The following is a 12,559-nucleotide window of genomic DNA, read 5'->3' as shown; positions in this document are numbered from 1 at the left end:
TCCTGGGAAACCACAAGAGATAGTGCCGGTACAGCCTACGGCCAGGAGTCAGCAGACCTCTTCCAGATCCCGCCAGTCACGGGAGTCCGGGCTGTCCGCGACCCAGCCGTCGAGCAACCCGCGCACCAGAGCCGCGGGAGCCGCGATGCCGCACTCGCGCTCGGGCACCCACAGGGCGCCGGGGCTGCGATGTCCCAGCGGCCCCGGGTGACCGGGCTCGCTGTGGTCGTGCGGGTCCAGGTGCTCGCCGTCGCCCTCGTCGCTCGGCATGCGGCTCTCGGAGCACATGCGACAGAGCAGCCGCACGGACGACGACCAGTCCTCGGCCGCGAAGCCCGCGTCCGCCGCGAGCCTCTCCAGGGCGTTCCGGTCGTCCTCGGTGGCGGCCTCAAGGAGAACCACCCAGGTCGGAACGGGTGAGGGAGCCCACAGCTCGATTTCGTCGAAGACGGGGTACGAGTCCCCGGCCCCTGTCGTCCGCTCGCCGTGCGGGACGCCGTCGTGCAGCACGACCTCGCCCCAGCGGCGCCCGGAGGACGGCAGCGGGATGGAGAGCACCTCGATGCGTGCGGGGTCCAGCCTGCGCCCCCACACCACCTCGGCCTCGCCCTCGGGCGAGAGCCGCACGGCGGCGCTGCCCAGGTCCATGCCGGTCGGCTCCCCGGAGGCGGCCACGCCACCGGGCACTTTCAGGCCATATGCCTGCCAGGCGCGCCGGGCGAGCGGCCAGTCCTGCAGGGCGGTGGCCGCGATCCCCACGTTCCACCAGTCGGGGGCGCCGGCCGACTTGTCGAGCAGCGCCACGGCCCGCAGGCCCGCGGCCCGTGCCTGCTCCCAGTCGTGCCGGAACTTGTGGAGCAGCGCGAGGTTGAACCAGGACTCCGAGAGCCACGGCTCGAGATCCGCCGCGCGGGTAAGCAGCGCGCCCGCGTCCTCGTACCGCCCGTCGCCGATCAGCGTGAAGGCGCGGTCGGTGGCCTGCCGCCATGAGGCGGAGGGCCGGTGCCGTCCCTTGCCGAAGATCCTCACGATTCCCGCCTGCCGATTACTGAGTTCCTGTGGTCCCGCCGTGCCCCTGAGGGCCCTCTTCGCATCCAACCACGTACGGTCGGACGGCCGCTCATTACCCATGGGTTACCCAACCGGCGGCAAGCTATGACCGCCCCGTGAAAGCACTCGGGCCAGGGCTTCCACTACTTCGGGCTGGTAGTCGCGCCCGGTGCCCAGACGCAGCCGTTCCAGGGCGTTGAGAGGGCCTCCGGGTCCTTCTCCCCTGGCCATCTCGTCGTACGCGTTGGCCGCCCGCACGATACGGGCGGTGAGCGGCTGCTCGCGGTACGGGTCCGCCTGCCGCTCCACGACCACGGCGACGTCGCCTTTCACCCCGGTCTGACGCACGACGGCGCCCCCGAGCAGGGCGATCCGCCGCTGTTCCGCGTCCGGCAGAACGGCGGTGGCGCCCGCAGGCACGGGGTCGACGAGGGAGAGCTGCCCGATGTCGTGCATCAGCGCCGCGTACTCCAGGACGGCGAGGTCGGGCGTGGAGAGACCCAGCTCACGTCCGACGGCCCTGCTGAGCGCGGCGACCCGGCGGGCATGGCCCTGCGGGGTGTACCCGGCGATCTCGGTGGACCGGGCGAGCGAGGTGATGGTCTGCCGGTAGGTGGTCCGCACCGCCGCGTACCGCCCGAAGGACAGCTGGGTCAGGAGCAGCGGCAGGCTGAACACCGGAAGGGCCCAGAGCCCCGCCACGGCGACCGCGAGCGCCATGACGGCCCCCGTGGCGCACACGGCGGACCCGATGCCGGGCATGGCCCGCAGCTCGTCGCGCAGCAGCGGTCCGAAGGGCCAGCGGGTGCGGGCGTACGCCATGGCCGCGGCGAGCACGGCGTCACAGAGCGCGGTCAGGACGAGCAGCGCGACGATGACGACGGCGAAGCCGGGCCCCTGTCCCGCCCACTCCCCCAACTTTCCGGCGTTGTAGAGCGGTTGGAAGCACGCTGCGGCGAAGCCGACGGTGAGCACGCGCCGCGCCACGTGATCGAGGGCGGAGCCTCTGCCGAGCGCCACGTGCGGCACGGCCCCGACGAGCACGGCGGCGACCACGACCGCGATCACCTGGAACACCCCGTGGTGCGTGGGCCGCCCCCCGACCTCCCCGAGCAGCGCGTAGGCGAGCGCCCCCGCGGCCCCCAGCGGCGCGGGCTCCCGGTCACTGCCCCCGGCCCCCCACCGGGCCAGCTCCCCCACCGCGACAAGCCCCCCAAAGGCAAGCGCAACCCCGCCTTCGGCCACCCCGTGCCAGAGGGTCCACCCGAGACCGACCAGGACGATCAGCCCGGCAGAGCCGTAGATCATGACCGCCACCGTCGTGGGCAGGCGTCCCGCAGGGCGGGACGGGTGGGCACGACCCCCGTTGCCGGGTGCCGACGAAGGGGGGCTCACCGCGCCCCCGCCCCGGGTACAGCCGGAACACCCTCAGCCCCCAGCCGGGGCCCGGGCACCACCTCCCCGGTATCAGAGGTAACCGCCGGGTCCCACCCGTGCCGGTCAAGCGCCCGCCGCAACGCGGCGACCATCGCGGGGTCGAACTGAGACCCCGCGCACCGGGAAAGCTCGGCCAGAGCGGCAGCGACAGGCCGCCCCCGGCGATAGGACCTGGTGGACGTCATGGCGTCGAACGCGTCCGCGACCGCCACCACCCGCGCGAACTCCGGAATCTGCTGCCCCACGAGCCCGTAGGGATACCCGCTCCCGTCGATCCGCTCGTGATGGTGCAGGATCGCCGCCCGCGCCTCCCCGAGGAAGCCGATCCCCCGCACCATCTCGTGTCCGTACTCGGGATGCAGCTCGATGACCCGCCGCTCGTCCGGGGTCAGCGGCCCGTCCTTGCGCAGCAGCCGGGTCGGTACGCCGAGTTTGCCGACGTCGTGCAGGATCCCCGCGAACCGCAGGCTCTCCACCCGCTCGTCCGCCATCGCCAGCTCCCGCGCGATCAGCACGGAGGCGTGCCCCACGCGCTCGCTGTGCCCGCGGGTGTACCGGTCCTTGATGTCGACGGCCTGGACGAGCGCCCTGATCGTGGCCTGGTGGGCGGCCCGCTCCCGGTGGTACTGCGCGAAGACCCAGCAGGAGACCCCCATCGGAAGCAGCACGAGGAGGGCTGCGAGCGGCCCGTACGGACTGCGCCAGAGGACCGCCATCATCAGGCCTGCGAGGCCGTGCACGGCGACCGGCGCGAACGAGCGCAGGAAGAGCCCCCGCCAGGCGGCCCGTACCGGCACCCGTTCCGCGGTGGCCAGGATGCCGCCGTCCAGGACGGTCAGTACGGCGGAGAACGCGACCACGGCCGCTCCCGCGGGCAGCAGCGCGTACGGGAAATCGGGCGCGGCCACCGCGTCGACACCGCCGAGCATCCCGTACACCCGGGCCGACACCGAGGCGGCCACGGCGAGTTGGGCCGCGCGCCAGACCTTGCGCACCCACCGGGGCCGTCGCTCGACGCGGGCGAGCAGCGCCCCCGGCACCGCGACGAGCGCGGCGGCGGCGGGCGGCAGCAGGAAGACGGCGGCGAGCAGGACGGGGAAGAAGGTGCCGAGGCCGTTCGGTCCGCGGCGGCCGATGACCCGGCACCGCGAGGCCTGCTCGCACCCGGCGTAGAGCCCGGCGAGGAGCCCGAGCGCGCCCCACGGCGTGTGCGTGGTCAGTACGGGCGCGGCGCAGGCGGCACCGGCCAGGGTGACGCACAGGATGTAGGCACGAGCCCACGGAGCGATGGACCGCATGGCTCTGTCTCCTCCCCGTGACCGTCCAAGGTCCGGAGACTAGAACGGCCGCACCCCGCTCCGAGCCCCGCTCGCGGAAATTGGCACGTACGAGTGATGGAGGACAGAAAAAAGCAGGTCGTGACGGACTCCCGTCACGACCTGCTTCGACTCGACTGCCTCAACTACCGCAAGATCAGGCTTCCTTGGCCCGCAGACCCTTGGCCTGCACACCGCCCTCGGCGGTCACCGTCTCCACGGTCACGTCGTGCTCGGGCACGGCCTCGCCCGAGCGGATCAGATCGATGCGGCCCATGACCTTGGCGCGCAGGTCGGTCGGCACGTCGTCCTGACCGCAGCAGCGCTTCACCAGCTTCTTGACCGCCTGCTCGAGGCCGTACTTCTCCAGACACGGAGAGCACTCCTCGAAGTGCGTCTCGAACTTGGTGCAGTCGCTGTCCGGCATCTCCCGGTCCAGGAACTCGTACAGATGGTCCAGGACCTCACTGCAATCCGTCTCGTGCGGCTCTCCGCAGCTCATGAGCCTGAGCCTTTCGCTTCGTTCGACGACTCTGAGGCGGCGCCTGCGGGGACGAGGCCGCGGTCACGGGCGTAGTCCTCGAGCATGCCGCGCAGTTGGCGACGGCCGCGGTGCAACCGGGACATCACCGTACCGATGGGTGTCCCCATAATGTCCGCGATCTCCTTGTACGCAAAGCCCTCTACATCGGCGAGGTAGACGGCGATGCGGAATTCCTCGGGGATCGCCTGCAGCGCGGACTTCACGTCCGAGTCCGGCAGATGGTCGAGCGCCTGCGACTCGGCCGAGCGCAGACCTGTGGACATGTGCGACTCGGCACGCGCGAGCTGCCAGTCCTCGATCTCCTCGGCGGCGCTGCGCTGGGGCTCGCGCTGCTTCTTGCGGTACGAGTTGATGAACGTGTTGGTGAGGATGCGGTACAGCCACGCCTTGAGGTTGGTGCCCTCACGGAACTGGTGGAACGACGCGTACGCCTTGGCGTAGGTCTCCTGCACCAGGTCCTCCGCGTCCGCCGGGTTGCGCGTCATGCGCAGCGCCGCCGAGTACATCTGGTCGAGGAAGCCCAGGGCGTCCCGCTCGAAGCGGGCCGTGCGCTCCGCCGACGTCTCGGCGCCTCCGTCGGGTCGCTCCGCCTGGCCGTTCTCGGCCCCTGCGTCGGTCCCAGTGACCGGACCCACCTCCTCCAAAGACGTGATGGAACCAAAAGCAGTCCCACTCGAATCGGAGGATAGACGACGATCCGGTCCCGCCGCCGCTCGAATAGGAGCGGTCTTGGGCGCGCTCAGCACCGTCCATTCCAGGTCAGGGGCGCTGGAGCGAGAGAAAGAAGGTGCCGGGCTCTGCCCGTCCGAAGAAGGGCGGCGGCGGGAGACGGGTGGGCAGATGGTCGAACCCATGCGGCTGACTTCCTCTCGTACCAACAGCGTTTAGCTTCTGTTCGGCACAACAGAGGTCACGCACCCAACATTCCCGTCCACCGAGCGACGCCATCCGTGATGAGCGTCATGGCTTCGGCCTCCGAGATGTCGGCGCGTTTGGGAATAGCGAAGCCGTGATCGCCGTAGGGAACCTCCACGAGCTCGTACGCCCCTTCGGGGAACTCGGCGGGCTTCCCGAAGGGGTCGTTGCCGCCCTGTACGACGAGCGTGGGCACCCCGGCGCCGAGCAGCTCGTCCGCGCGGGACTTCTCCGGCTTGCCCGGCGGGTGCAGGGGGAAGCTGAGGGCGAGCACGGCGGCCGCGCCCAGCTCTGTGGCGGTGCGGCAGGCGACGCGGGCCCCTGCACTGCGGCCGCCCGCGATGACTGGGAGGCCGTGCTTCGCCACAGCGGGCCACAGGCCCCGCCAGCCCACGTCCAGGGTCTTCGGGGCGGGCGCCAGCTTCTTGCCCGCCACCCGCCAGGGCTGCTCCACCAGGGCGACGGTGACGCCGTGGGCGGGCAGGGCGGCGGCGATGGCTCGCAGGTCGCGGGCCTCGATGCCGCCGCCTGCGCCGTGGCTGACGGCCAGCACCATGCGGGCCTTGTTCTTGGGGGCGTGGTGCCAGGTGATGCGCGCCTCACCGGCGTCGGTCTCGACGATCTCGCTCTTGGTCCCGCTCTTGATCTCGCTCTTGGTCACGTCAGAAGAGTGTGCCTTCCTCGGGCCCTTCCAGCTCCTTGAGCAGCTCCGGGCCGTTGTTGCGGACGTTGCTGACCGCCGTGGACACCGGGAAGGCCCGCATCAGGCCGTGCGGCGGCGGCTCCAGGAGGGTGCGCAGGTCCTCGGGGTCCGTGCGGGACGGGTCGAGCCAGGCGTCCCAGCGGTCCGGCGTCAGCATCAGGGGCATCCGCGGGTGGATGTCGTGCAGCGAGCGCGGGCCCTCCTCCGGCGCGACCGCCAGGGGCGCGGTCTCCGCCTCGGTGGTGATCACCGTGCACGTCACCCACCAGGCGAGGGGGTGCTCGTCCGGCAGTGTCTTGTCGCGCCAGAACTCGTAGAGCCCGGCCATCGCGAAGACCGAGCCGTCGGCGGGCGTCACGAAGTACGGCTGCTTGCGGGGGCGCTTCTTCTTGCCCTCGACCTCAAGATCCCGCTCGCCGGTTCCGGTGACCCACTCGTAGTAGCCGTCGGCCGGGATGACGCAGCGGCGCGAGGTGAAGGCCCGGCGGTACGAGGGCTTCTCGTGGACGGTCTCCGCGCGGGCGTTGATCATCCGGGCGCCGCCCTCGGGCGTCTTGGACCAGGAGGGCACGAGGCCCCACTTGAGCGTGCGCAGCTGGCGAACCGGACGCGGGTCCTCGGCGTCTTTCACCGGACGGTCCAGGACCGCGTAGACCTCCTTGGTGGGGGCCACGTTGAAATCGGGGGCGAGGGCCTCCTCCGGCTCCCACTTCTCGATCTCAAAGATTCCTGCGAGATCCTCGGGCCTACGACTCGATGCATACCGTCCGCACATACGTGCCAGACTGCCAGACCCCGTACGACCAGAGGAGCCGGTCCCGACAATGGCTGCAGCAATGGAAACCACCGCGAACGCCAGCCTGACCGACCTCTGGGACCGGGTCTTCGGCACCCAGGCCGCCCCCGACGAGTGGCTGGTGATCATCACCGGTCTCGTCGCGCTCGCCGTCGTCGTCCCGCACGGGATCTGGCGGGTCGCCCGCAACGCCATCACCATCGCGCACGAGGGCGGCCACGGCCTGGTGGCCCTGCTCACGGGGCGCCGCCTCGACGGCATCCGGCTGCACTCCGACACCAGCGGCCTCACCGTCTCCCGCGGCAAGCCCACCGGGCTCGGCATGATCCTCACCGCCGCCTCGGGCTACACCGCGCCGCCCCTGCTGGGCCTCGGCGGTGCCGCGCTCCTGGCCGCCGGGCACATCACCGCGTTCCTGTGGATCGCGACGGCGCTGCTCATCGTGATGCTCGTCATGATCCGGAACGCGTACGGCGCCCTCACCGTGATCCTCACCGGCGGCACCTTCCTGCTCGTCTCCTGGCTGACCAGCTCGCAGGTGCAGGCGGCGTTCGCGTACGCGGTGGTGTGGTTCCTGCTCCTGGGAGGCGTGCGGCCCGCCTTCGAGCTGCAGTCCAAGCGCAGGCGCGGCGGTGCGGGCGACTCGGACGCCGATCAGCTCTCCCGGCTCACGCACGTACCCGCGGGGATGTGGCTCTTCCTCTTCCACGCCGTCTCACTGTGCTCACTGATAGGCGGCGGACGCTGGCTGCTCGGCCTCTGAGCAGCGCCGACTGCGCCGTCACCGTGAGCCACTAAAGTGTGGGCATGACCGTGAACCCAGCGCACGACACCCTCTGGCCAGCCCCGCACGCGAGCGGAGCCGTCGCCGCGACGGTCCATGTGCCCGGGTCCAAATCGGTCACCAACCGCGGCCTCGTCCTGGCCGCACTCGCCGCCGAGCCCGGCTGGCTGCGCCGCCCGCTGCGCTCCCGCGACACCCTCCTGATGGCGGGCGCCCTGCGCGCACTCGGCGTCGGCATCGAGGAGGGCGTGGGCCCGGACGGCTCCGGCGAGGCCTGGCGGATCATCCCCTCCGGCCTGCACGGACCCGCCACGGTCGACGTCGGCAACGCCGGCACGGTCATGCGCTTCCTTCCCCCCGTCGCCGCCCTCGCCGACGGCCCGATCCGCTTCGACGGCGACCCCCGTTCGTACGAGCGCCCGCTGCACGGCGTGATCGACGCCCTGCGCGCGCTCGGCGCCCGCATCGACGACGACAATCGCGGCGCCCTGCCGCTGACCGTGCACGGCGGCGGCGCCCTGGACGGCGGTCCGGTCGAGATCGACGCCTCCTCGTCCTCCCAGTTCGTCAGCGCCCTGCTGCTCTCGGGCCCGCGTTTCAACCAAGGTGTCGAGGTCCGCCACACCGGCTCCGCGCTGCCCTCCATGCCGCACATCCGCATGACCGTCGACATGCTCCGCGCGGTCGGCGCCCAGGTGGACACCCCGGAGTCGGGCGGCGAGCCGAACGTGTGGCGGGTCACCCCCGGCGCCCTGCTCGGCCGCGACCTGACCGTCGAGCCGGACCTCTCCAACGCCCAGCCGTTCCTGGCCGCGGCCCTGGTCACCGGCGGCCGGGTGACCATCCCGGACTGGCCCGCGCACACCACGCAGCCCGGCGACAAGCTGCGGGAGATCTTCACCGAGATGGGCGGTTCCTGCGAACTGACCCCGCAGGGGCTCGTGTTCACCGGCTCCGGATCGATCCACGGCATCGACGTGGACCTGAGCGAGGTCGGCGAGCTGACCCCCGGCATCGCGGCCGTCGCGGCGCTCGCCGACTCCCCCTCGACCCTGCGCGGCGTGGCCCACCTGCGGCTGCACGAGACGGACCGCCTCGCGGCCCTCACCAAGGAGATCAACGGCCTCGGCGGCGACGTCACCGAGACCGCCGACGGCCTGCACATCCGCCCGCGACGGCTGCACGGCGGGATCTTCCACACGTACGACGACCACCGCATGGCCACCGCGGGCGCCATCATCGGCCTGGCGGTGGAGGGCGTACAGATCGAGAATGTCGCGACGACGGCGAAGACGCTGCCCGACTTCCCCGACCTCTGGACCGGAATGCTCGGGAACTGACGGGCGGATCCAGAACATGCGCCGCTACGGAAAGAACCCCGACGAGGACGACATCCGCGTCCGTCCCAACCGCAAGGGCAACCGCCCGCGCACCCACATCAGGCCCAAGCACGAGGACGCGTCGGACGGCATGGTCCTCACCGTCGACCGGGGCCGCCTGACCGTCCTGGTCGACGACCGGATCGTGATGGCCATGAAGGCCCGCGAACTGGGCCGCAAGGCCGCTGTGGTGGGCGACCAAGTCTCGCTCGTCGGCGATCTCTCCGGCAAAAAGGACACCCTCGCGCGCATCGTGCGCATCTCGCCGCGCACGTCCGTCCTGCGGCGCACGGCCGACGACGACGACCCGTACGAGCGGGTGGTCGTCGCCAATGCCGACCAGCTCGCGATCGTCACCGCGCTCGCCGATCCGGAGCCGCGCCCGCGTCTGATCGACCGCTGCATCGTGGCCGCGTTCGACGGCGGGCTCAAGCCGATCCTGGTCCTGACCAAGTCCGACCTGGCATCGGCCGACAAGCTCCTGGAGACCTACTCCACGCTCGACGTGCCCTACGTGGTCACCAGCCGCGAGGAGTTCACCGACGGCGCGGAGCTCGCCCGCGTGCACGAGCTGCTCGACGGCAAGATCACCGCGTTCGTCGGGCACTCCGGGGTGGGCAAGACGACGCTGGTCAACGCCCTGGTCCCGGAGGAGCGCAGGCGCAGCACCGGGCACGTCAACGCCGTCACGGGACGCGGCCGGCACACCACCACGTCGGCGCTCGCGCTCCCCCTGTCGGGGAGCTCCGGCGGCTGGGTGGTCGACACGCCCGGCGTGCGGTCCTTCGGCCTGCACCACGTCGACCCGTCCCGCGTCATCCTCGCCTTCCCCGACCTGGTGCCGGGAACGGAAGGCTGTCCGCGCGCGTGCAGCCACGACGAGCCGGACTGCGCGCTGGACGCCTGGGTCGAGGAGGGACACGCGGATCCCGCGCGGCTCTACTCACTGCGCAGGCTCCTCGCGACCCGTGAGCGGCGCGAGGGCGACTGACCTCGCGGTTGTTTGCGCCGGGGCGTCGCGGCAAAGGCATAATCACACCAAGCCTGTGCCAAGCCCGTACCAAGCCAGGCGAAGCGGTCACCGGACGCAGAGTTGCGGGAGGCAGAAACATGGCGTGGCTGCTGGTCATCGTCGCGGGGTTCCTGGAGACCGGTTTCGCGGTCTGCCTCAAGCTCTCGCACGGCTTCACCCGGCTCTGGCCGACCATCACCTTCGCCGCTTTCGCGCTCGGCAGCTTCGGCCTGCTCACGCTGGCCCTGCGCAAGCTCGACGTGGGCCCCGCGTACGCGGTCTGGACGGGCATCGGCGCCGCCGGCACCGCGATCTACGGAATGGTCTTCCTCGGTGACGTGGTCTCCACCCTCAAGATCGTCTCCATCTCGCTGGTGATCGCCGGCGTCATCGGCCTCCAGCTCTCGGGCTCCGCCCACTGATCCACCGGCAGCAGCAGGGCCCTCAGGCGTTGGTCCAGCGCCCGAGGACCCCGCGCACCAGCTCCACGGGATCCTCGCCCGCGGGCGAGGGCGCGACGACGTACGACAACGCCATCCGCACCGCGCTCTCGCACGCCAGGGAAAGCTCTTCCGTGTCCTTCGGCCTCGCCCTGCCGTTCAGCGCGTTCACCGCCTTGTCCCGGACGAGGGCGAGCAGTTCGGCGGGCGACGGAACACCCGCGTCCGCGCGCCGCTGTGCCGGTACGGGCGACGCGGAGACCCCCGGCCTGGTCGGCGCGGGCAGGCGTTCGCTCCAGCAGCCGGTGAGCATGGCCCGCGCGAGTTCGTTCCCGCGCGCGGCGGCGATCGTCCACGCGCTCACGGCCGCGAGCCGGTCCACCGGACCGCCCTCCACGGCCAACGCACGCTCCACGCCCTGGAGATAGGCGTCGGTCTCGCGCCGGAGCAGGGCGCGCGCCAGGCCGTCCTTGCTGCCGAATTCGTTGTAGAGGGTCTGCCGGGACACTCCGGCGGTGGCCGCGACATCGACCATGCGGACTGCTGGCCACGGCCGGCGAGCCAACGCCGTGGCGGCCGCGTCCAGTAAGGATTCCCGTGCTGCAGGCATCGTCGCCTCCCGGGGCCGAAGCGGCTCTGCGGCCAGCGTTGACGTGCCCAGAGGCGGTGTCAATAGCTCCGGCGCGACCTCGCACGGGATACGTCATGTCCCGGAACTGCCCGGACATACGGCGCTGTGGCTCAGCCAGAACGAGATCGATACTGTTCACTCATGCCCGACTACCACGATGATCTGCGTCTTGCCCATGTCCTCGCGGACGCCGCCGACGCCGCGACGATGGACCGGTTCAAGGCCCTCGACCTGAAGGTCGAGACCAAGCCGGACATGACGCCGGTGAGCGAGGCGGACAAAACGGCCGAGGAACTCATCCGGTCGAACCTGAAGCGGGGGCGGCCGCGCGACGCGATCCTCGGCGAGGAGTTCGGCGTCGAGGGCACGGGCCCGCGCCGCTGGGTGATCGACCCGATCGACGGCACCAAGAACTACGTACGCGGGGTGCCGGTCTGGGCCACGCTGATCTCCCTGATGGAGGCGGGCGAGGGCGGCTTCCAGCCGGTGGTGGGTGTCGTGTCGGCGCCCGCGCTCGGCCGTCGCTGGTGGGCGGCGAAGGGCGCCGGTGCCTACACCGGGCGCAGCCTGACCTCCGCGACCAGGATCCACGCCTCCAAGGTGTCGCGGCTCCAGGACGCCTCCTTCGCGTACTCCTCGCTCACGGGCTGGGAGGAGCAGGGCCGCCTCGACGGGTTCATGGACCTCACGCGCGCGGTCTGGCGCACCCGCGGATACGGCGACTTCTGGCCGTACATGATGGTCGCCGAGGGATCGGTCGACATCTGCGCGGAGCCCGAGCTCTCGCTCTGGGACATGGCGGCCACCGCGATCATCGTGACCGAGGCGGGCGGCACCTTCACCGGCCTCGACGGCGCTCCTGGCCCGCACAGCGGCAACGCGGCGGCTTCGAACGGCCTGCTCCACGACGAGCTGCTCGGTTACCTCAATCAGCGCTACTGAGGCGCGCGTACCCCGCGCGTCCCTCGCGCGCACGCCCTGAACCGGCAGCACGCGCCCCCTTGTTGACGACCCGCATGGCTGCGACTCTGAGAGTCCCCCCACTTGTGAACTTGTGAATCGCTTCTCTTGCGGTCCACTCAGGAGGTGGCTCAAGCCCATGCTCGTCCGCGACGCCATGAGCACGATGGTCCTCACCATCGGTCCCGCCCACACACTGCGCCAGGCGGCCAGGCTGATGTCGACGCGCCGCGTCGGCGCGGCGGTCGTCCTCGACGCCGACACCGGCCTAGGCATTCTGACCGAGCGCGACGTCCTCATCTCGTTGGGTCTCGGGCAGAACCCCGACACCGAGACCGCAGGCACCCACACCACGACCGAAGTCGTCTTCGCCGCACCGTCCTGGACGCTGGAGGAGGCGGCCGACGCCATGTCGCACGGCGGCTTCCGGCATCTGATCGTGATGGACGGCAACGAACCGACCGGCATCGTCTCGGTCCGCGACATCATCCGCTGCTGGGCCCCGGGCAGGAGCCAGGTGCCGACACTGACGGTCTGACGGCCGGAGCACCGCGGAAACGGCGGACGGGCCGGACCCCGAGGGGATCCGGCC

General features: G+C 71.4%; 14 protein-coding genes. 6 read left to right on the top strand and 8 right to left on the bottom strand.

Annotated elements, in window-relative coordinates; translation table 11 throughout:
- Positions 1-48: 48 nt before the first annotated feature.
- The 7 genes from ACWFR3_RS24665 to ACWFR3_RS24635 all read right to left on the bottom strand — a co-directional run bounded on the left by ACWFR3_RS24665 (position 49) and on the right by ACWFR3_RS24635 (position 6,740).
- Positions 49-1,029: a tetratricopeptide repeat protein gene (locus ACWFR3_RS24665; protein WP_453736786.1), complete on the bottom strand. Its 981-nt coding sequence runs from the start codon at positions 1,027-1,029 to the stop codon at positions 49-51.
- A gap of 105 nt (positions 1,030-1,134) precedes the next feature.
- Positions 1,135-2,358 carry an HD-GYP domain-containing protein gene (locus ACWFR3_RS24660; RefSeq protein ID WP_453736785.1) on the bottom strand — a complete coding sequence of 408 codons (1,224 nt, stop codon included), beginning with the start codon at positions 2,356-2,358 and terminating at the stop codon, positions 1,135-1,137.
- An 83-nt stretch (positions 2,359-2,441) separates the two neighbouring features.
- Complete coding sequence (locus ACWFR3_RS24655) at positions 2,442-3,785, bottom strand: HD-GYP domain-containing protein (protein ID WP_453736784.1); 1,344 nt, start codon at positions 3,783-3,785, stop codon at positions 2,442-2,444.
- A 175-nt stretch (positions 3,786-3,960) separates the two neighbouring features.
- Positions 3,961-4,305: a mycothiol system anti-sigma-R factor gene (gene rsrA, locus ACWFR3_RS24650; protein ID WP_453736783.1), complete on the bottom strand. Its 345-nt coding sequence runs from the start codon at positions 4,303-4,305 to the stop codon at positions 3,961-3,963.
- Entirely contained in the window at positions 4,302-4,982 is a 681-nt protein-coding gene (locus ACWFR3_RS24645; protein ID WP_361833409.1) for a sigma-70 family RNA polymerase sigma factor, read from the bottom strand. Before ACWFR3_RS24645 ends, rsrA begins: the two co-directional genes overlap by 4 nt.
- A gap of 275 nt (positions 4,983-5,257) precedes the next feature.
- Positions 5,258-5,923, bottom strand: coding sequence for an alpha/beta hydrolase family protein (locus tag ACWFR3_RS24640; RefSeq protein WP_453736782.1), 666 nt, complete (start codon positions 5,921-5,923; stop codon positions 5,258-5,260).
- 1 nt (position 5,924) lies between these two features.
- Entirely contained in the window at positions 5,925-6,740 is an 816-nt protein-coding gene (locus tag ACWFR3_RS24635; protein ID WP_453736781.1) for an SOS response-associated peptidase, read from the bottom strand.
- A gap of 61 nt (positions 6,741-6,801) precedes the next feature.
- Here ACWFR3_RS24635 and ACWFR3_RS24630 point away from each other — a divergent pair, with 61 nt between their 5' ends.
- From ACWFR3_RS24630 to ACWFR3_RS24615, 4 genes are all read left to right on the top strand, one after another.
- A complete protein-coding gene (locus ACWFR3_RS24630) occupies positions 6,802-7,524 on the top strand; it encodes a M50 family metallopeptidase (protein WP_453736837.1) in 723 nt (240 codons plus the stop codon).
- 44 nt (positions 7,525-7,568) lie between these two features.
- Positions 7,569-8,885, top strand: a complete 1,317-nt coding sequence (gene aroA / locus ACWFR3_RS24625; RefSeq protein ID WP_453736780.1) for a 3-phosphoshikimate 1-carboxyvinyltransferase — start codon at positions 7,569-7,571, stop codon at positions 8,883-8,885.
- 16 nt (positions 8,886-8,901) lie between these two features.
- On the top strand, positions 8,902-9,915 hold the full coding sequence (gene rsgA, locus ACWFR3_RS24620) for a ribosome small subunit-dependent GTPase A (RefSeq protein ID WP_453736779.1): 1,014 nt from the start codon (positions 8,902-8,904) through the stop codon (positions 9,913-9,915).
- A 119-nt stretch (positions 9,916-10,034) separates the two neighbouring features.
- Entirely contained in the window at positions 10,035-10,358 is a 324-nt protein-coding gene (locus ACWFR3_RS24615) for a DMT family transporter (protein ID WP_249587857.1), read from the top strand.
- A gap of 22 nt (positions 10,359-10,380) precedes the next feature.
- Here the strand turns inward: ACWFR3_RS24615 and ACWFR3_RS24610 are convergent, their stop codons facing one another.
- Complete coding sequence (locus ACWFR3_RS24610) at positions 10,381-10,986, bottom strand: TetR/AcrR family transcriptional regulator (protein WP_453736778.1); 606 nt, start codon at positions 10,984-10,986, stop codon at positions 10,381-10,383.
- Positions 10,987-11,148: 162 nt separating this feature from the next.
- Here ACWFR3_RS24610 and hisN point away from each other — a divergent pair, with 162 nt between their 5' ends.
- Together hisN and ACWFR3_RS24600 are read left to right on the top strand one after the other, a co-directional pair.
- On the top strand, positions 11,149-11,949 hold the full coding sequence (gene hisN / locus ACWFR3_RS24605) for a histidinol-phosphatase (protein ID WP_453736777.1): 801 nt from the start codon (positions 11,149-11,151) through the stop codon (positions 11,947-11,949).
- Between the two features lie 157 nt (positions 11,950-12,106).
- Positions 12,107-12,505, top strand: a complete 399-nt coding sequence (locus ACWFR3_RS24600; protein WP_453736776.1) for a CBS domain-containing protein — start codon at positions 12,107-12,109, stop codon at positions 12,503-12,505.
- Positions 12,506-12,559 lie beyond the last annotated feature (54 nt).

This window comes from Streptomyces sp. NPDC055189 (assembly GCF_053606765.1).
This window is presented reverse-complemented; position numbering and strand designations above follow the sequence as displayed.

What these genes read in the sequence shown, in the direction of transcription:
- ACWFR3_RS24660 (WP_453736785.1), bottom strand. Translation starts at nt 2,358, where the DNA reads ATGATCTACGGCTCTGCCGGGCTGATCGTCCTGGTCGGTCTCGGGTGG.
- ACWFR3_RS24655 (WP_453736784.1), bottom strand. Translation starts at nt 3,785, where the DNA reads ATGCGGTCCATCGCTCCGTGGGCTCGTGCCTACATCCTGTGCGTCACC.
- rsrA (WP_453736783.1), bottom strand. Translation starts at nt 4,305, where the DNA reads ATGAGCTGCGGAGAGCCGCACGAGACGGATTGCAGTGAGGTCCTGGAC.
- ACWFR3_RS24635 (WP_453736781.1), bottom strand. Translation starts at nt 6,740, where the DNA reads ATGTGCGGACGGTATGCATCGAGTCGTAGGCCCGAGGATCTCGCAGGA.
- ACWFR3_RS24630 (WP_453736837.1), top strand. Translation starts at nt 6,802, where the DNA reads ATGGAAACCACCGCGAACGCCAGCCTGACCGACCTCTGGGACCGGGTC.
- aroA (WP_453736780.1), top strand. Translation starts at nt 7,569, where the DNA reads ATGACCGTGAACCCAGCGCACGACACCCTCTGGCCAGCCCCGCACGCG.
- rsgA (WP_453736779.1), top strand. Translation starts at nt 8,902, where the DNA reads ATGCGCCGCTACGGAAAGAACCCCGACGAGGACGACATCCGCGTCCGT.
- ACWFR3_RS24615 (WP_249587857.1), top strand. Translation starts at nt 10,035, where the DNA reads ATGGCGTGGCTGCTGGTCATCGTCGCGGGGTTCCTGGAGACCGGTTTC.
- ACWFR3_RS24610 (WP_453736778.1), bottom strand. Translation starts at nt 10,986, where the DNA reads ATGCCTGCAGCACGGGAATCCTTACTGGACGCGGCCGCCACGGCGTTG.
- hisN (WP_453736777.1), top strand. Translation starts at nt 11,149, where the DNA reads ATGCCCGACTACCACGATGATCTGCGTCTTGCCCATGTCCTCGCGGAC.
- ACWFR3_RS24600 (WP_453736776.1), top strand. Translation starts at nt 12,107, where the DNA reads ATGCTCGTCCGCGACGCCATGAGCACGATGGTCCTCACCATCGGTCCC.